The 18,434-nt window shown below is 42.4% G+C and carries 22 protein-coding genes and 1 riboswitch; of the genes, 6 read left to right on the top strand and 16 right to left on the bottom strand.

Features of this window, described 5'->3' with window-relative positions; all coding sequences use genetic code 11:
• Positions 1 to 3 precede the first annotated feature (3 nt).
• From araD to SFC66_RS12275, 6 genes are all read right to left on the bottom strand, one after another.
• Positions 4 to 702, bottom strand: coding sequence for an L-ribulose-5-phosphate 4-epimerase (araD, locus tag SFC66_RS12250; protein WP_411219014.1), 699 nt, complete (start codon positions 700 to 702; stop codon positions 4 to 6).
• Between the two features lie 146 nt (positions 703 to 848).
• Positions 849 to 2,264: a M20 family metallopeptidase gene (locus SFC66_RS12255; protein ID WP_411219015.1), complete on the bottom strand. Its 1,416-nt coding sequence runs from the start codon at positions 2,262 to 2,264 to the stop codon at positions 849 to 851.
• A gap of 57 nt (positions 2,265 to 2,321) precedes the next feature.
• Positions 2,322 to 2,915, bottom strand: a complete 594-nt coding sequence (locus tag SFC66_RS12260; protein WP_411219016.1) for a type 1 glutamine amidotransferase family protein — start codon at positions 2,913 to 2,915, stop codon at positions 2,322 to 2,324.
• Positions 2,916 to 2,940: 25 nt separating this feature from the next.
• Positions 2,941 to 3,369: a GNAT family N-acetyltransferase gene (locus SFC66_RS12265; protein WP_411219017.1), complete on the bottom strand. Its 429-nt coding sequence runs from the start codon at positions 3,367 to 3,369 to the stop codon at positions 2,941 to 2,943.
• A 12-nt stretch (positions 3,370 to 3,381) separates the two neighbouring features.
• Positions 3,382 to 3,849, bottom strand: coding sequence for a GNAT family N-acetyltransferase (locus tag SFC66_RS12270; RefSeq protein ID WP_411219018.1), 468 nt, complete (start codon positions 3,847 to 3,849; stop codon positions 3,382 to 3,384).
• A 66-nt stretch (positions 3,850 to 3,915) separates the two neighbouring features.
• Positions 3,916 to 4,626, bottom strand: a complete 711-nt coding sequence (locus SFC66_RS12275) for an AAA family ATPase (protein WP_411219019.1) — start codon at positions 4,624 to 4,626, stop codon at positions 3,916 to 3,918.
• 198 nt (positions 4,627 to 4,824) lie between these two features.
• On the opposite strand from SFC66_RS12275, the gene SFC66_RS12280 reads away from it, so the two are divergent.
• The 3 genes from SFC66_RS12280 (at position 4,825) to SFC66_RS12290 (ending at position 6,456) form a co-directional block, all read left to right on the top strand.
• The gene (locus SFC66_RS12280; RefSeq protein WP_411219020.1) at positions 4,825 to 5,328 is read left to right on the top strand and encodes a hypothetical protein; all 504 of its coding nucleotides are present in this window, start codon (positions 4,825 to 4,827) and stop codon (positions 5,326 to 5,328) included.
• A gap of 19 nt (positions 5,329 to 5,347) precedes the next feature.
• Positions 5,348 to 5,545 (top strand): hypothetical protein, encoded by a 198-nt coding sequence (locus SFC66_RS12285; RefSeq protein WP_411219021.1) that lies wholly within the window; start codon positions 5,348 to 5,350, stop codon positions 5,543 to 5,545.
• Positions 5,546 to 5,841: 296 nt separating this feature from the next.
• A complete protein-coding gene (locus tag SFC66_RS12290; RefSeq protein WP_411219022.1) occupies positions 5,842 to 6,456 on the top strand; it encodes a hypothetical protein in 615 nt (204 codons plus the stop codon).
• 200 nt (positions 6,457 to 6,656) lie between these two features.
• On the opposite strand, the gene SFC66_RS12295 is transcribed toward SFC66_RS12290, so the two are convergent.
• From SFC66_RS12295 to SFC66_RS12325, 7 genes are all read right to left on the bottom strand, one after another.
• A complete protein-coding gene (locus tag SFC66_RS12295; RefSeq protein WP_280137069.1) occupies positions 6,657 to 6,743 on the bottom strand; it encodes a putative holin-like toxin in 87 nt (28 codons plus the stop codon).
• A gap of 236 nt (positions 6,744 to 6,979) precedes the next feature.
• A complete protein-coding gene (locus tag SFC66_RS12300; protein ID WP_411219023.1) occupies positions 6,980 to 8,167 on the bottom strand; it encodes an acyl-CoA dehydrogenase family protein in 1,188 nt (395 codons plus the stop codon).
• A gap of 89 nt (positions 8,168 to 8,256) precedes the next feature.
• A riboswitch (SAM riboswitch) is annotated at positions 8,257 to 8,359 on the bottom strand.
• An 89-nt stretch (positions 8,360 to 8,448) separates the two neighbouring features.
• Complete coding sequence (locus tag SFC66_RS12305; protein ID WP_411219024.1) at positions 8,449 to 8,889, bottom strand: GNAT family N-acetyltransferase; 441 nt, start codon at positions 8,887 to 8,889, stop codon at positions 8,449 to 8,451.
• A gap of 18 nt (positions 8,890 to 8,907) precedes the next feature.
• Entirely contained in the window at positions 8,908 to 9,198 is a 291-nt protein-coding gene (locus tag SFC66_RS12310; RefSeq protein ID WP_411219115.1) for a DNA-binding protein, read from the bottom strand.
• Positions 9,199 to 9,200: 2 nt separating this feature from the next.
• Positions 9,201 to 9,473 (bottom strand): YesK family protein, encoded by a 273-nt coding sequence (locus SFC66_RS12315; RefSeq protein ID WP_411219025.1) that lies wholly within the window; start codon positions 9,471 to 9,473, stop codon positions 9,201 to 9,203.
• A 336-nt stretch (positions 9,474 to 9,809) separates the two neighbouring features.
• Positions 9,810 to 10,676, bottom strand: coding sequence for a YitT family protein (locus SFC66_RS12320; RefSeq protein WP_411219026.1), 867 nt, complete (start codon positions 10,674 to 10,676; stop codon positions 9,810 to 9,812).
• Positions 10,677 to 10,851: 175 nt separating this feature from the next.
• A complete protein-coding gene (locus SFC66_RS12325) occupies positions 10,852 to 11,265 on the bottom strand; it encodes a hypothetical protein (RefSeq protein WP_411219027.1) in 414 nt (137 codons plus the stop codon).
• A gap of 277 nt (positions 11,266 to 11,542) precedes the next feature.
• On the opposite strand from SFC66_RS12325, the gene fbp reads away from it, so the two are divergent.
• The 3 genes from fbp (at position 11,543) to SFC66_RS12340 (ending at position 14,415) form a co-directional block, all read left to right on the top strand.
• On the top strand, positions 11,543 to 13,474 hold the full coding sequence (fbp, locus tag SFC66_RS12330; RefSeq protein ID WP_411219028.1) for a fructose-1,6-bisphosphatase: 1,932 nt from the start codon (positions 11,543 to 11,545) through the stop codon (positions 13,472 to 13,474).
• A 121-nt stretch (positions 13,475 to 13,595) separates the two neighbouring features.
• Positions 13,596 to 14,015, top strand: coding sequence for a MarR family winged helix-turn-helix transcriptional regulator (locus tag SFC66_RS12335; RefSeq protein ID WP_411219029.1), 420 nt, complete (start codon positions 13,596 to 13,598; stop codon positions 14,013 to 14,015).
• Between the two features lie 16 nt (positions 14,016 to 14,031).
• Positions 14,032 to 14,415 carry a rhodanese-like domain-containing protein gene (locus SFC66_RS12340; protein WP_411219030.1) on the top strand — a complete coding sequence of 128 codons (384 nt, stop codon included), beginning with the start codon at positions 14,032 to 14,034 and terminating at the stop codon, positions 14,413 to 14,415.
• A gap of 344 nt (positions 14,416 to 14,759) precedes the next feature.
• On the opposite strand, the gene SFC66_RS12345 is transcribed toward SFC66_RS12340, so the two are convergent.
• The 3 genes from SFC66_RS12345 to SFC66_RS12355 all read right to left on the bottom strand — a co-directional run bounded on the left by SFC66_RS12345 (position 14,760) and on the right by SFC66_RS12355 (position 18,415).
• The gene (locus SFC66_RS12345; protein ID WP_411219031.1) at positions 14,760 to 16,394 is read right to left on the bottom strand and encodes a pyridoxal phosphate-dependent decarboxylase family protein; all 1,635 of its coding nucleotides are present in this window, start codon (positions 16,392 to 16,394) and stop codon (positions 14,760 to 14,762) included.
• Positions 16,395 to 16,533: 139 nt separating this feature from the next.
• The gene (locus SFC66_RS12350; protein WP_411219032.1) at positions 16,534 to 17,646 is read right to left on the bottom strand and encodes a methyl-accepting chemotaxis protein; all 1,113 of its coding nucleotides are present in this window, start codon (positions 17,644 to 17,646) and stop codon (positions 16,534 to 16,536) included.
• A gap of 49 nt (positions 17,647 to 17,695) precedes the next feature.
• Positions 17,696 to 18,415, bottom strand: coding sequence for a hypothetical protein (locus SFC66_RS12355; RefSeq protein WP_411219033.1), 720 nt, complete (start codon positions 18,413 to 18,415; stop codon positions 17,696 to 17,698).
• Between the last annotated feature and the right edge of the window lie 19 nt (positions 18,416 to 18,434).

Raw genomic sequence — 18,434 nt, forward strand, 5'->3', positions numbered from 1 at the left:
CTCCTAAGTGATTTGGCCGTAGTAAGCATCGGCTCCATGCTTTCGCAGATAATGCTTATCCAAAAGCTGCTGATCCATCTCCTCCACCTGCTGATCAAGCTGATAGGAGAGATGCGCAATCTTGGCTACTTCTTCCAGCACAACAGCGTTATGTACCGCTTCGGCCGGTGTCTTCCCCCAATTGAAAGGTGCGTGTTTATGGACAAGCACACTTGGTACTTGGTTTGGATCAAGTCTTTTCTTCCGGAAAGTCTCGACGATGACATTACCAGTCTCCAGTTCATAGTCCTGCTGTATCTCTTGTCCGGTCATCGGGCGGGTGCAAGGGACAGTTCCATAGAAGTAGTCCGCATGAGTTGTACCAAGGGCAGGAACTCCTTTTCCAGATTGTGCAAATGCTGTTGCCCAAGTAGAATGTGTATGGACGATACCGCCGATATCCTCAAAATGTTTGTACAATAACAAATGTGTGGCCGTGTCTGATGAAGGCTTCAAGTCTCCTTCCACCACTTCGCCATCCAAGTTGACAACTACCATATCCTCTGCTGTCAACTTCTCATATGCCACTCCGCTAGGTTTGATCACCACCAGACCAGATTCCCTATTGATACCGCTTACATTTCCCCACGTAAAAGTAACCAGCTTATATTTAGGAAGATCTAGATTTGCTTGCAGCACCTGCTCCTTTAATTCATCCAGCATCAGACTCACTCCTCCTTGTACGTATATTTGATTACTTAATGTGATTTTACATTAATTTGTACGTACAATCAATCACTTTCTTTCAACATAAACGTACAAGTTGAAAACAAAAAAGGCATCTCCCGTAGGAAATGCCTTTTGTTTGCTTATTTTTTTCTTTTGATTGGAGCCGGATATGTATCTGCAGGTATCAATGATTTGTATGTTTCCCCGTCAAGATTATCTTTGTGCTCTGCTTTTATCCCCTCCAGCAGCTCTGGTTTTTCTAATAATTCCATCGCAGACGCTGCCAGCACTTTGCCGGTGAGCAGCATCCCCTTATGGGCAATGGATGACTTCCCTTGCGTGACTAGCTGCCAGCTGTGGAATGGTGTCGCATAAGCACAGGTAGCGACATAAATCTGCCCGGTAGGAACAAGCCAGCTGACATCCCCAACGTCTGTCGATCCTTTAAAGAAGCTAGGTTCGGATTGAAAATCAAGTACTCCTTGTGAAAGGATCCTATTGTCTTTTTTCTGAATCATAGCTTTTTCTTCAGCCCCGAATGTTTGCTGTACTTCTTGGGCAAATGTGTATTCTTCCTCTGTATAGCTGGGTGATTCGGTAGCTTCCAAATGCTTTTGCATCAGTTTTCCCAATGTTACATTCGGTATCAAGTCTGCCGATGCTGCATCGAATTGGATATCCAGTTCGGTACCGGTCATCAAAGCTGCACCCCTGGCAACATCCTTTACCCGTTCCAGGATTGCTTCTACCTGCCCCATTTTCGGAGCACGGATTTTATATAGAACTTCCGCATTAGACTGGACAACATTCGGACTCATGCCGCCTGCATCGGTAATCGCATAGTGCAGCTGTCCTTCCGGAATGATATGCTCCCGCAGAAAGTTGGATCCGATGTTCATCAGCTCCACTGCATCCAAGGCACTTCTGCCTAAATGCGGACTGAAGGCTGCATGACTGCTTGTACCAGTAAAGCGGAAGTACACCTGACATGTAGCAAGCATCCTGGCATGATAGACTTGGTTTTCATCCCAAGGGTGCCATGTGAGTGCCACATCCACATCATCAAAAAGACCAGCCCGCGCCATGAAGGCCTTCCCGCCTCCTCCTTCTTCGGCAGGACAGCCATAATAACGCACTGTGCCTTGCAGTCCGCTTTCCTCCATCAGCTGCTTCACAGCAATGGCAGCTGCCATCGCACCTGTCCCGAGCAAATTATGTCCACAGCCATGTCCGCTGCCGCCCTCTTCTATCGGATCCTTCGTTGCACTGCCCGCCTGCTGGCTCAAACCAGACAATGCATCGAACTCGCCAAGCAGAGCAACGACGGGCTTCCCGCTTCCGTAACTCGCGACAAATGCCGTCTCTATTCCACCTGCCTGCCGCTCCAGCACAAAGCCTTCCTCTTCCAATGCTTGCGCCAAAACTTCAGCAGATCTCACTTCTTCATATCTTGTCTCTGCATAATCCCATATCCTATCGCTGACAGAAATCAGCTTCTCACTTTTATCTTGTAAAATTGCAGCTATCTTTTCATATACACTCTGGCTTGTTTGCAAATGGGTATCCTCCTAAAAAAGAATTCCTCTCCATTATAGCATTGCAATTCAGAAAATTTAGTTTGTTGTTAGATTATCTACCATACCCTCTTTGAAGAATCGGAACCAGCGATCGATTTTCTCATCTTCTCTGACTTTTAGTAATTTCAGTATCTCTCTGGCAAATTCCAAAGGCGCCGTCCCATTTGCAGTAATCACTTTTCCGTCCCAAATTGATTGAACATGATTATAATTATCTTCATTCTGATAATTTGGTGCACCTTCTTTCAAGTTTTCCAAGGTATTGCTCGTATGCTTCACGTCTTCCAAGAAACCATGCCTACCAAGGAAAACAGTTGCATCACAAATAGCCGCTACCGGAATATCTTGTGTAAAGCAGTGTGCAACCAGCTCTCTTACAGGAACAGTTTCAGGCTGTCTCCACGTGTTTCCCCCAGGCATGATCAGCATATGAAAATCGATAGACTTTGCCTCTCTTAAACTATGATCTGGGAGGATCTTAAAACCGCCGATAGATGTTACCGGTTGACCGTCCAGCGTGACCGTCTTCACCTGATACTCTGAATGTGGTGCTTGCAATTCCGCTGCAACATAACTTGCTTCCCAATCTGCGTATTGTTCAATAAGAAATATAAGGACAGTTTTTTTCATTTATACACCCTCAAATCCACTTGTTTTATACATTCCTGCTCAGGAACACGAGTCTCTCTATTTCCTTGAATCCATTTCGCTTATAGAAGTTTTCAGCTGGCAGCCCACGGTCAGTGAGCAAAGAAATCGCCTCTGCATCTGTCAGTTTGAGGAGATGCTCCATCAAAGCCTTGCCGACGCCTTTGTTCTGCTGGTCAGTTCGCACACACATTTCGTTTATAAAAAATTCATCTCCAGACCACCATTTTCTTTTTACCCCGAAGAGAAACCCTATGACTTCCTCATTCTCTACTGCGATGATTCCTTCAAACCCTGGTGTGTGATAAAAATCAATCAAGTAAGACAAAGCGGTTTCTGCGGTCCAGGCCTCATCCCACGGAGCTTGATTAAAAACCTCAGCGTATGTTTCGCCGCATAGTTTAAGATCGTTTTCTATACATGATCGTATTTCCATGAGATCCCCACCTCAGATTTTCTTCGTCTTCACCATTGATGCTGTCGCATAACCCATACGACGATATAAATGCTGTGCACTTTCATTATTGGCAAATACATTCAGTGCAATGGTGTTAACTCCTTTTTGTTTCACTACCTCCTCCAACAAAGTCAATGCCGCACTGGCATAACCCTGCTTACGAAACTCTTCTTTTATGTAAATATGATAAATAAATGCTCTGTCTCTTTCTCTCTGGATGTTATACCAAAGTATGCCGACATTCTCTTGTTTCGCTTCACAAAATATATGTCCGATATAGTGATCTTTTTTTCTATTATCTTCTGTCAATAAACTGTGCAGCTGTTTCTCCGCATCCTTAAGAGCTGCTTCTCTCGGAATACCCATACCAGCTGAAACATTTTCAGCATAGTTCGGTATTTCAAAAGCGATATAACGCTGTACTTCTTCTGTATTCATTTCTTTGAATAAAACGGACATAATGCTCCCCACCTCTTCCATTTTTTTCTTTCATTGTACTGGAAAGATCTCTGGAAGAACATATGCCTATTCAAACAAATGCTTCAAATACCCTTCCCGATTCTGCAGAAACCCTTTCGTAACCTGATAATGCTCTGTTTCTTCATAATCCACTGCTCGTATTCCTTCTTCACTGAAATGGAGAATTTCGGCTCCAGGATAGCCAAGCAAGATCGGGGAGTGTGTTGCTATGAGGAATTGCACTTCTTTTGTTTTCTCCAATTCATGAATGATTCGCAGGAACGTCAGCTGACGCTGAGGGGATAATGCGGCCTCCGGCTCATCAAGCAGATAGATTGCCTTTTTGCCAAAACGATTTTGAAATAATGAAAGAAAAGCTTCTCCATGTGATTGGTGATGGAGTGATTTTCCGCCGTACGCATCATAAGACCCTATTTGATCCATGTGAGATGCAAAGTGATAAAATGATTCAGCTCGCAGGAAGAAACCATTGGTCACTTTCGGAAGCCAGGAAAGGCGGATGTGACTGGAAAGATGTGCTTCGGATGCGTCTACTTCATATGCATTATTCCGTCCTCCGCCAGCTGTATTGAATCCGCAAATATCTGCAATTGCTTCCATCAAGGTCGACTTGCCGCTGCCATTTTCCCCGACAAAGAAGGTGACAGGATGCTTCAAATCCAGCTCATCCAGTTGCCGGATTGCCGGAATGCTGAATGGGAAGATGCTGGAGTCATGATCATTTTCCCGCAGAAGCTTAACTCTTTTCAAAAACATGCCTTTTTTCCTCCTTTATATTTGCCAAAACTTATACTGAATTACTATCATACTAGGGTGCAACCTTCAGCTAGTCAATCCTTCCTCATACTTCCATACTGTTGTGTAAAAAGTCGTTTCTTATTTCCACAAAACGGAAATAGTTCACTGTCAGCGCCTACCAGCGGTGATAAAAAATTCATAAGGGGAAATGCACAGATGGTAAACTCTGTCCGTGAAAACAGTAGCTTGAAGATCGTTGTCGCAGTGCTGGTGTCCGCTCTAGTCATGGTACTCCTAGCCCCAATGTCTGCAAATGCTGCCAATGGAACCCTTTCTGATGAAAAAGTCAACGCTGTCGCAAACTCCGCATATTATAATTCCGAAACGAAACTTTATGAATTCGACGAAGCACAAGCAAAAGATCTAGGATTAACATCAACGGAAGCAGCTACATTCAATTCATTCTTCGAAAACTTATCACTTGAAGAGGTAGAAGCTATGAATGAAGCAATCGGATTCGATCCGAATGCTTCGACTGGTGACTTCTCCACTCAAGCCCTACCAGCTGTATTGATTCCGATTGCAGCTTTTCTGGGAACGACTATCGGTGGAGTCATCATAACAGAAGTCACCCTTTATGGAATCCAAAAAGCATGTCAGAATCTCCAAGGAGAAGCAGCTTTCTTTGATGATTTCTGTAGTACAAGAGGCTATACCTAATAGCGAGGAGGGAGAATATATGTCTTTGCTCAACAATAATTACCTTCTGTGGGCACTGGCTATCGTGATCTCCATTGCAGTCGGTAATGTGACGATGCAGCATTCAGCTTCCGGATGGTTCTACATGATAGCTGAAATCCTGCTGATCGCTGTGCTGATATTCGTTTTCGCTAAATTGATCGCTGTCTTAACAAGCAAATATCTGCGTTCCAAATAGTCAAACGGGAGTCGGAAATGGCTCCCGTTTTTTCCGTATTGAACACTTACTAGCATTGCTTGGTTCTTATTGTAAACCACTGCTCTTTTACTGATTAAAAGAACAATTAGTTAGTCTCCTCTCTTCCAACATTTAATTCATGTATTACTTTTAAACTATCTGATGTTTACTTTCTATTTCAATACTCACAAGGAAGACAAGATATTTCTGTGACTGAAGTATCAATTCGCTTATTTGCATGGAAAAAACACCCACCTTTCGATAAAATATGTCTAGCATTACAGAGGAGGTCCCCTATGGACGCAGAAGAAAAAGAGAAAGAAACAGAAAAAAGAAAAGAAGATGCCAAACATATCCCGACATCAACTCAATCCCCATCATCTTATAAAAAGGGCAAGAAACGCCGCCGTCTGCCTGCTGCCCTTTTGATTGCCGCTATCATGGCTGTTTATATCATTGTTAAATTTTATCCAATGTGGGAAAAGAAGATGAATGCTGTACCAGTCGATCGCGACCTGCAAGCATCCATAACGGAGCATCAAGCAGAAATGCAGGAAGAACAATTGGAAACAACCACTCAGGATAGCACGGATACAGCAGAGAAATTCTTGGAATTGATAAATGGGGCCAGCACTGATGAAATCATCGATGAAGATATGGCCGCCCGACTACAACAGGATGAAGAAGCTCCCTTTGTGAACGCTTTGAAGGATGCAAAGGTAGCAAAAGAAATCCAGCCTTATCGAGGACTTTCAATTTCCTATGTCCTGCTGACGAACGAGGCAGAAAATGTGAACGCCATCCTGGAAATCGCAGGCGGAAATGTTTTAAAGATATACGCAGAAGGCTGGAATGAAACAACGGAGGATGAAACGAAATACAACGAGTTGCTCGCAAAGATGGACGAATGATTGAAATAGCAACAGAACTCCGCCCATAGTCACATGACAATCCTTTCCATCTGCGCTACTATAATATTTGTGCACAGAAAAAGACCTCACGGTGCTGCCAACACCAATCGGTCTGTCCAGAAATAGCATGATTCCCTAGGGGATCTGCGCGAAAAAGAGGATACATAGCCACCCATCTCGAGCTGCCAACTCAAGGGTGGTTATTTTTTCTGGTTCTTTTCCGACAAGATCGCAACAATCAACGTTCCAAATCCGATCATCAACGTCAACGCCTCAGCCACCGTCATCCGCTACACCACCCTCCGTCAAAGGAAAGAGTAATGCGCAAACCACCCTTGAGTCACCTATGCTATTGTCCTACTATTATATCAGAGGTTCCAAAATGCCCATATATAACTAAAGTCCATTTTTTACCAAAACAAGCGTTACTATAGTACCTGGTACAGTATCACCTGAAAAAAAGGTGGCAAGTCCCCTTTTGACAGGGTTCTTCCCACCTGACGTACCCTAAGCGGATAACTGTTTAGGAATAAACACTAGGAGTGGGATACTCCCCGGTCAACAACCAGTGCCCAATGTTCTTCCGTTTGTAATCAATCGGATTGTGAAGGGAATGGGTGCGGACATTTCGCCAAAACCGGTCAAAGTTATTTTTCCTTGTGGCCGAACGGGCTCCCATGACCTGAAAGATATCACTGGTCACTTGTAACGCAACCTTTGTGCCAAAAGCATTTGCCGCTGCTGTGAGCAGAGCTGTTTCCCCTCTTTCCTCCTCTGTCAGCAGACGATCTTTAGTCCAAGCAGCATCCAGCTTGTCACCGGCTTTTTCCACTAATTGAACAGCTGCTTGCACATCTATCCAGAACTCCCCGTAGCTCCGCTGAATAAATGGATCATCAATCGCTTTTTCATAGTTTGTCAGATACCAAGGCCGGGATTTTTCGACTGTATATTTCTTGGCTTCTGTCAGTGCCCCCTCTGCAGAACCCACGAATACATTCGCTAAAACAATCTGCGAGATAACCGCATCGAGCGTCGCAAATGGAGTGCCTTTGGATTCTGTAAAATCAATCACTTCCTCAGCTTCCACCACAACATTCTTAAATCTGACCGATCCGCTATCCGTTTGCCGCTGTCCCATTCCATCCCAGTCGTCATTGATGGTGACTCCTTCCCTGAAGCTCGGAATGATCCCGAGATAAAAAGTGGTTTTTTCGGTGTCATCATACCAGGTGATAGCCAATCGATCAGAATCTTTAGCACCTGTGCTAAAGGTATTATGGCCATTTACAATGAATGCGTCTCCTTGCTTTTTGCCAATCAAGCTAGGTTCGATTGGATTGGACGAGTTCCCCCAAAACCAGTTGTTCTCAGCTGATTGCGTATAAAAATACTTCTTTTGCTTCCCAGTACCCGCAATATGCGGCAAAACAGCTTGAAAGGCATGGTAGCCATAAAGATGTCCAAGTGCTGCATCAGCTTTCGCTAATTCTCGTACGATTCTAAGGACAAGTGACCAAGGCTGCCCAGCCCCGCCGTATTCTGCAGGAATAATGAGATTCAATAGTCCGCTTTCCCTCAATGCATCGCGCTGGATCTTAGCTGTACCGCCTGCTTTATCCCGTTCGCCCGCATCCTTGGCAAACTCCTGCGCCAGTATAGCTGCTGTTTCAAGATATTGCTTGGCACCATATGCAGTTTCGATTCCCATTCCAATTCCCCTCTCCATCCTATAAATAGTCACAAAAAAACCTCTCCTTGAAATAAGAAGAGGTTAAAAAAAACCGATCAGTTCCACTCTACTTATCTTTCAAGCATACGCTTGCTGGATTTGGCACAGTGCTTAATAAAGTCTGCTGCCGAGGTATCCTTGGGCCAGTCCCTCCACCTCTCTTGATAAGGTTATTTAGTTGTTAGTTGAAATATAAATTATGGATCATGTAAAGTCAATACTTTTAGAATATTTAAATATTTATACGGAAAATTCTTTGTTTAATGAAGCTGCTTCACCATAACCTGCTCATCCCACATCACTTCTCCTGTCATTTGGAAGCCAGCACTTTCGTAAAGTTTTCCTGCTGCATCATTCCCAGGGACGATACTAGTATAAAATGAGATAGCTCCATATCTGATTGCAATCAGTTCAAGCAGTTTGATAAGCGCCAATTTTCCATAGCCTTTTCCTTGATACCGCTTGTCGATCATATAACGGCATAGTTCCACACGCTTCGTTTCTTGATCTGTTCCAAACATCAGAAAACCAACGAGTGTATCATCTGCATAGATGCCATGAGGATACCACTGCTTCTCATACGCTGCTTGTGCAAGAGACACAGCATTCCCAGCCACATACTCCTTTTGATCATCACTTACACTTAACTTGGCACAATCATGCCAGTTATCTGCATCCACTGCTCTTAAGGTTATTCGCATAGTACTGGTCCCCCTTCCTTATTGGTAAATTTCTTTTGATGTCACCCATTTCATGAAGGGACGATATGGATAGTATGTAGTACCATCCAACTCTATCTTAGGAGCATCAGGATACTGCTTCAGCAAATCCGCCACCTCCGCTTTATTTAAATTCAAATATAAGGGCAAATCTTTTTCCTTGATCAAAGTTGGATACTCATCTTCAAAATGATATTTTGCATTCGGATTCTTGAAATATTTCAACCCATTTCCGATGAAATAGCCAAATGCCGCCAAACCTAACCCTATCCAGAAGAGATCCATTTCTATGTTCATTTATAATCCCTCTTTCTATCGAAACTTACGACACCAAACAAACCAACAACTATCAATGCTGCCGCAGATGAAATCAACAAGGAAATGCTGATGAAACCAATCCCCATCCCTTCCCATCTTCCTATAAAGAAACTCGCAATCAACATGAAGATGCTCCCTATTGAAACAACTACAGGAATCAAAAGCATTACTGGTTTCTTATTTTTGAAGATTAAAGATATACCAATAATAAGTACGGTGAATATGATAGTCATAATCCAAAAATTCATCGTGTTCCTCCTATTTATACGTCTTATCAGAGTTCGAGCTATTTATGTACACGTTACAATACGAAAATATTTTGGATAAAGTTTCTAAAATCAACTTAATTTCTTCTCTAAATGGATTTGTTAATAAGGTTTTTGAAGATGTAGAAAGTAAGAAGTTGAATTTTAGCGCACAGATGAAACTCTTACCTGACTTAGAGTCTTGCATGCATAAGGGTCAACTTGATCTCAACAAAAAAAGAAGTCTGCTTAAAGTGACTAACTTAAAGCAGACTTCTTCGACCTTATATACTAGAAAGATACGGAGTGTCCCTTTCTTCATTTATAAAATAACGGCATTTAGTGAATATCACTCTTCCTAAAGTTCCCGCCCTTAACCTCAGCAACATCGTAAATCGTAACAAACGCACGATCATCGATATCGTTGATGATTTCCTTGAGCTTACTTTCTTCCAAGCGGTTGATGACGCAGGTGATTTCGACGAATTTTTCATGGGAATAACCGCCGTATGCTTCTTTGTAGGTTGCACTTCTTCCCAACCGGTCGCGGATGGTTTCTACCATCAGTATAGGGTCGGTTGTAATGATCTTGAAGGTTTTGGAGCCGCTAAGACCTTCTTCAACGATGTGGATGACTTTTGATGCGATAAAGTAGGCAATTGCTGAGAGGATTGCTCCTTTCAGACCGAATACCGTGGATACAAAGATGAAGACAAACATATTAAGGAATAAGATCAGATCACTTGTTCCAAATGGTAATTTTCGCGATAGCAATACAGCCAGCATATCAATGCCGTCTACGGCTCCGCCGTTACGAAGTGCAAGACCCATACCCAGACCTAAAATGATACCGCCGACTACAGTGACGAGCAAGGTGTCTCCTTCGATGATGGCTGGTGTGTGGTGCATAAGAACTGTACCAGCAGATAATGATGCAATTCCGATAACTGAGTATATCGCGAAACTTTTTCCTATCTGTTTATAACCTAACCATACAAACGGAAGGTTGATGATAGCAATCAGTGCGCCGAGTGGCAGTCCGGCTAATTGTGAAATGACGATACTGATACCAGTGACGCCGCCATCTGATACATTATTCGGGATCAAGACGGTTTCCAGGCCGTATGCTGCGATGAATCCCCCGAGGACGACGAATAATCCCCGTAACAGAATAAATAACTTACTGCGGTTACGTTTTTTCTTCATACAGATACCTCATTCTAAAAAATTTACCTTTATAATTGTAACACAAAGTAAAGAAACCTCTGAAATACGAATTACTTCCGCATTTGATTTTATTTTTCTGTATTAGATTATTTGTAATCCATGTGATTTCATTCCATTTAAATGTTATTTACGTCATTTAATTAAATTTCGAATTTCATTCGTACTTTTCCAACTCATACTTCCGGATACCGTCATCTGATACAGCAGAAAGCGCGTGGCCATACTGCCATTCATCGTCTCCTTGCTGCCGGAAGAAAGTATGATAATAACTTTGCTCCGATGTCTCTCCATCTACGTTTGTTTGCTCTGCTTGCACTTTGATTTCCAAGCAGTCCACCTCGCCTGCTGGCAATCCCAGCGTTGCCGCGTCAGTAATTCTATATTCACCATATTCACTCGCACTTAGAATCTTATAGTCGGCAATAGTTGCATCCTTACTTAAACCTTCTTTTACTAATTCCTTTGCGTAGCTTTTCTGACTTGCATCTTCTGATGTATAGTTGAAAATGATTCCGCTTATCAAAACAATGCAGAAAATAAAGCTGAAACTTACAATTATCTTTTTCATATGTCTCCCCCATGTTGGACCAATATTCCTATTTTACCATTCATTGAATCATTGGAGATTAACAGATACAAAATGTATACTTTAACTAGATGGATAGACTTCCCATTTTGATGACTTGTTCATCCGGGAATAAGTAATATACTATTATAGGAAACATAAGAAACTATGATGTCCTTTAACAATTCCAACCATAATCTGTCGATTTATCTTATAATATCTTATAATAGAAGAAGTAAAATTATGTAAAAGTTAGTAATTCTGAAAGGAGCAACACATCTTGAACACCAAATACTTAGACTTACTAGCTCAGAAATATGATACTGAAGAAAAAGTAGTCACGGAAATCATCAACCTGAAAGCCATCCTTAACCTGCCTAAAGGAACAGAGCATTTTGTCAGTGATTTACACGGGGAGTATCAAGCCTTCCAGCATGTGCTGCGCAATGGTTCCGGGCGAGTGAAAGAGAAAATACGGGATATATTCAATGGGGTCATCTTTGAAAAAGAGATTGATGAACTGGCAGCATTGGTTTACTATCCGGAAGAAAAACTGCAAATCGTCAAAAATGATTTTCATAATGAAGAAGCGCTATACGAATGGTATAAGACGACAATCGAGCGCATGATCAAGCTCATTTCTTATGCTTCTTCCAAATATACACGTTCCAAATTGCGAAAAGCATTGCCAAGTCAGTTTGCTTACATAATCGAAGAGCTTTTATATAAAACGGAAGCATCCGGTAATAAGGAACAATATTATCATGAGATCGTCGAACAAATCATTTCACTCGGCCAAGCAGATAAACTGATCATCGGCTTGGCATACAGTACGCATCGTTTGGTTGTGGATCATCTGCATGTTGTCGGCGATATTTACGATCGTGGTCCTGAGCCAGATAAAATCATGGAAGAGCTGATCAACTATCATTCCGTCGATGTGCAATGGGGCAATCACGATGTGCTTTGGATCGGTGCGTTTGCAGGATCTAAGGTTTGCTTGGCGAACATCCTGCGTATTTGTGCCCGTTACGACAACTTGGACATCATAGAAGATGTGTACGGCATCAACCTTCGTCCGCTGCTCAACTTGGCAGAGAAATACTATGATGATAATCCTGCTTTCCGTCCGAAAACACATGCCGATAAGAATACGTCGGAACACGAACGGCTGCAAATCACGAAGATGCACCAGGCGATTGCGATGATTCAATTCAAGCTCGAAAGCCCGATCATCAAGAGACGACCGTATTTCAATATGGAAGAAAGATTGCTGCTTGAAAAAATCGATTTCGACTCGAATGAAATCACACTGAACGGCAGCACTTACCCTTTGGAAAATACTTGTTTTGCGACGATCAATCCAAAACAGCCGGATATGCTGCTGGAAGAAGAACAGCAAGTGATGGACAAGCTATTATTCTCTGTTCAGCACTCGGAAAAACTAGCCAGACATATGAACTTCCTGATTCGCAAAGGCAGCTTGTATTTACGTTATAATGGCAATCTTTTGATTCATGGCTGTATCCCGATCGATGAAGAAGGCAATATGGAGAAAATGGAGATTGATGGTGAGTCTTACGGCGGCCGCGAGCTGCTTGATAAATTCGAGCAATTCCTGCGTCATTCTTTTGCACATCCAGAAGAAACGGATGACTTGGCGACCGATATGGTGTGGTATCTATGGACAGGTGAGTACTCTTCCCTATTCGGCAAACGTGCCATGACGACTTTCGAACGCTATTTCATCAAAGAGAAAGTCACGCATAAAGAAATCAAAAATCACTATTATCACCTGCGGGAAAACGAAGAAATCTGCGAAAAGATCCTAAAAGAATTCGACTTAGATCCGGAGCATGGCCACATCATCAACGGTCATACGCCAGTGAAAGAAATCGAAGGCGAAAACCCAATCAAGGCTAACGGCAAAATCATCGTCATCGATGGCGGATTTTCCAAAGCCTATCAATCAAAAACAGGCATCGCTGGTTATACATTATTGTATAACTCCTATGGCATGAAGCTCGTCGCCCATAAGCATTTCAACTCCAAAGACGAAGTGCTGCACGACGGCACTGATGTGTTATCTGTGAAGCGATTGGTCGATAAAGAACTGGAACGTAAGAAAGTTCTTGAAACAAATGTCGGCGAAGAATTATGCCAGGAGATCAATATACTCAATAATCTGATGCAGTATCGATATATGAAGTAATACAGCAAGATAGCGCCGGGAATTCTCTCAGCGCTATTTTTTTATGAAGTACTTGCATTATCAAACTAATCAGTTATACTGATTATATAATTAGCTGACTATTTTATCCGGAGGTGTGTTAATGAATAAATGGAATCAATCTTATGGTTTCCTGCTTGGGAAAGTGCTTCAACAGATGGAAGAAAAATTTGCAGCAGGGCTTGTTTCATCTAAAATCAACGCGAGGCAATACGGTGTGCTCTTATATATTGATGAGAATCAATATTGCTCCCAAAAAGATATATCGGACAATCTGCAAATAGACCGCACCACGATGGTCAGTCATATTGACCACTTGGAGAAGCTGGAATTCGTCGAGCGAACCAAAAACCCGAATGACCGAAGATCCCACAGTCTGCTGGTTACCGAAAAAGGCAAACAGGTAATCACTTCCCGATGGGACCACTTAACAGAAGTCGAAGCAGCTGTTCTGTCTCCGCTAGAACAGCATGAAAGAAAATTGCTAAAAGAACTTCTCATGAAAGTATGGAAAACAATATAAAAGGAGCAAAACTATTATGAACACACTCGATTACTTCAACGCACGCTTGGAAGCAACTATAAGTCCAATGGATTATATGAGAGCAAGCAAAGCGAATCCCGATGAATACATATTGATCGATGTCCGGAATGGCCCTCCACATGTTAGGAATATAACAATTCAAGGGGCCATGATTATACCGCAGCAAGAACTGGCCGAACGTTTGGACGAAATACCTAGAGACAAGGAAATCATTCTTTACTGCTGGGATGTATGGTGCAACACAGCCGCTAAAGCAGCAGTGTATTTGCTAAAAGATGGCTTTAAAGTAAAAGAACTGTCTGGGGGTATTGCTGCATGGAATGAAATGAATTTACCAGTGTCAGACGTAAAGGTTTTGCCTGATAATTGCGGATGCTGAATTGGAAATCCAAATGATATATAGGAACTCTGAGAATTAATTTTGTGTCACCCTCTATGGATCACTCCTTATTTCTCCGGGGGAACTGATAGCCATTCGATTTCTGGAGATTAGAATTTTAAAAGAGGCTGGGACATAACTAAAATCCCAGTGCTTAAAACCGAATATTATTAATGAACGCCGCTTCGGCAGAACACTCCGCTAGTGTAGTGTACAAATTTAAAACCCGAACTTATGCAAATCTTCGTATGAAGAATTGTAATATAGTTCGGGTTTTCATCTAGCTAAAACACTTTTGTCTCAGTCTTTTTTGTTCATTTATATACTTATGCTTCACGTGAAAATCATTGGATCTTAAATCCCGACCTCAAGAAAAATGCTGTATGCTCCTTCAAGAATCCTACATATCGATCGGCTTCTTCCAGTGTTGTATAAGGGGAAATCGCGAAGAACTTATGTGCATAAAGTGATATCCTCTTATCTGAGTTTACTGCTGAGACAAGACGCTGCTTTTTCGTATTGCCAAAGAAAATCGTATCCCTTTCCACGCCGATGACTTCGGCAAATGCGTCGTTATATTGATTGATCTCCAGTATTTCCTCAATCGTTAAACATCCATTCATCTCTTCCTCCCATTTCACTTGCTCTGGGTAGAAGCGGAATGTTGTTATGGGCGAAACGTCATTCGTAATGGCAACATTCGGAATTTCTTGCTGCAGTTTCTTCCTGAAAGCGATATTGACAGCTATATAATTGGCCAAGAGCTTTTGATAGCCTTGTATCCCCAAGGCAGATAACGAAGCATAAATCGCTAATGAACTTCCCATCCGCGAGCACTCCAGTGTATAGCCTGTGTGATAACTGCCGTAGCCCCGATTCCCGACATATGGCGTTTCGTCGGCATCCAAGTCAACATATTTGAGATACTCCCTGTTTTTAATGAGAAATAGACTCGTGATATATGGAGTTTGTCCAAGCTTATGAAAATCGAATACCATACTATCTGCGAGTTTCAAATGCTGGAATCTTTGTTGATATGATTTCAGCACATCCTTGACATCATCTTCGAATTGCAGCGGATTAGCTTCAAAGTCGTAATCATGGAAGAAACTGTACATACCACCCATTGCAGTGTCTGCATGAATATAAACTGGAGCAACGCCATGTGTTCGTTCCAAGTCTTCTGCCACTTGCTTAATACCGGCAAGATCATCCATTCCGAAAGTGTCAGTCGTTCCCATTGTGGCAAGTACATAAAGCGGCACACCACCATTCTTAATAACAAATTCCATTTTTTCTTTCAAGTCGGCAAGGTTCATCGAGTGATCGGCATTTGCTTTTACACGGATCATGTTTTCTACACCGATGCCGGTTGCCTCTACCGATTTATACAAGCTGTAATGCGATAACTCGGAACAAAAACAATATAGATTCTTCGGTATCCCAGTACGATTGGAGTCTGGTGCGTATCTGGCAATGCTAAGACGTAAGGAGTTGAATACAGCTCCTTGCCCTCCCCATGTTGTATAACCCGCACTTTTACTTTCGTCGTATCCGATCACCTTGGATAACATACTGGTTATTTTGACTTCCGCGGTTGCCGCAGCCGGACCTTCCACATCCCATAAGTTGTTTCCATTTACCAGTACAGCGATAAAGTTGCCGATGATACTGGAGATGGTCGGAAGCGGAGCTGCATTGGCCACATAGTTCCGGTTGACGTATCTATGTCCTTCCACTAGCTCCAATAGTTTCTGGATCACCTCTTTCATCGGCATCCCTTGCTCTGGCACATCTGCTTCCTCGATCACACGATTGTAATAATCCGCTGTGTAATCAGGCATTTCGCCCAGCGTCAATTTGTCCGGATCCTTCAGCTCATCTATCTTCGTCAGTATCTCTTGTAAATAAGACAACATTTCTTCTCTTTGATCAACATTTCCGTCCATACTGGGAAATAGCTTTTGGATGTCTTGCATTTCTTCTCTCTCCTCGATTCTTCATAAACCACCCTATTAAAAAACCTTCTTTGGCAGCAGCTTGCTTTCCAAAGAAGGTTTCATCTCCATTCGCAAGAGACATAGTGTCATTCTTTGAATGGCAGGATCGGTCTTGTATTTAACTCGCTTTTACTTCCTCTTCATTCGCATCGGCAGTAGCTATTACAGCTTGGGCATGCTTCTGGTTCAAAAGATTCTTTGATTCATCCACAAGCTTTTGGATGGTAGAAAGCTCGTTATCATTAATTTCGATAAGTTCCTCGAACATTTCCACGGACTCACGGGAGATAGCAGCGATTTCAACGATTGTGGCCATGATCTGCTGTGATGCTGCGCTCAATTCTTCTGTACTTGCAGAAGAATTCTCGTTATTTTCAGCAATGATTTTAGTCGTGGCTAATATCTCTTCGAACATATTTCCGACTTCGACAATATTGGCATTCGTATCTTGGAATTCTTCTGTTCCAGTATTCATCGACTGAACGACTATTTCCGTTTCTTCTTGGATGTTTTTCACAATACCAGATACCTCAGAAGTCGATTGACGGGTTTGCTCAGCCAATTTCCGCACTTCATCCGCAACGACAGCGAATCCCTTCCCGTTTTCACCTGCACGAGCAGCTTCGATGGCTGCATTCAATGCCAGCAAATTGATTTGCTCGGAAATCTCCGAAATCACTTTTACGATGCTGCCGATCTCATGGGATTTCTCGCCAAGCGTATTGATGGCTTCGGAGGTTGTATGTACTGTTTGACTGAATCGATTCATCTTTTCCAAGGAATGTTTTAATTTTTCATTACCCTCTTGTGTCAGCTCAAGTGTCGTGATCGATTGCTCTGAGATCTGATTGGATCTTGTGGATAGATTTTCGATCGACTGTGTCATCTCTTCCATGGATGCAGCACTTTCTTCGGTGGAAACCAATTGCTTTTGCAAGCCTCTGCCTACTTCATCAATTGCTGCCCGCACGATATCCGCTTGCTCAGACGCGTATTCTCCTGTTTCAGCAAGGTTCACACCTGTGTCATGGACATCTTTTTTCAGTGCATCCAATTCTCGTTTAAATTGGCTGGCATTCTGGCTAGCGGAACCAGTCACTGCTGTTAACTCATGATCTGTATACGTCTCTCTTTCAAACTGCGTATGACGTTTCAGTGTGAAATATTGATAAGCAAAATAAATTGAAGCGATTAATAAAATGACGATTATACCTATTAAATAAAGTTCCATGCTAAATTAAACTCCTGCCTTCTGATATGCGTATCAGAATTATGTTTTTTTATAGTTCTCTCATTAAAATATACGTGCCATCTGCTGTATTCGGAGAAATAGCTTGCAGCTTGCTATTGTCTTTATACATATGGACGATGTGATTACCATCAGAATCTTGATATTTTTTCATATCATGGTACTTCTCCAGCACTCGAATCGATTTCGGATTCGTCGCTTCACATATCACAGCCTTCAGACCTGCTGATGCTGCTTTTGTGAACAATTTATTTCCGAGTTGCTTGATTATTTCGTGGCGCTCTTGTTCAGCAGTCACGCCCACCATGAACAAATGCAGCATTTCTCCATCGATGATATCCTTGCCATTGCGTTTTTTATAATCTTCCATAAAACGCTTATCCACATCTTCCAGCACATGAAGAATGACATTCATATCAGAGAAAGAACCCTCGAATACATCCTCGCCGATTATTTCCGGTGCATTGGTATCGCCCGTGAACACACCGACAACTTGATTATCCTTGTCCAAAGCAACAGCACTATACCCTTGTTCAACAGCTGTATCCAAATACTCTTTCGTGAACGCATAGAAATCTTCATAGTTTAAATTCAATTGTCCAACCATCGGCTCCTGAACCCATTTTCCTGCAACGTCCACTCCGATAAATGATTGAGCAAGACAAGCCGCAGCTTTTTGGATCAGTTCTGCTTGATCCTTTTTCAAAATTTCATATGTATACAAATCCTGTGTTTCGTGTGTTGCAAGCATGATATAACTCCTCCTCGAA

This window comes from Terribacillus saccharophilus (assembly GCF_046592895.1).
GTDB lineage: Bacteria > Bacillota > Bacilli > Bacillales > Amphibacillaceae > Terribacillus > Terribacillus saccharophilus_D.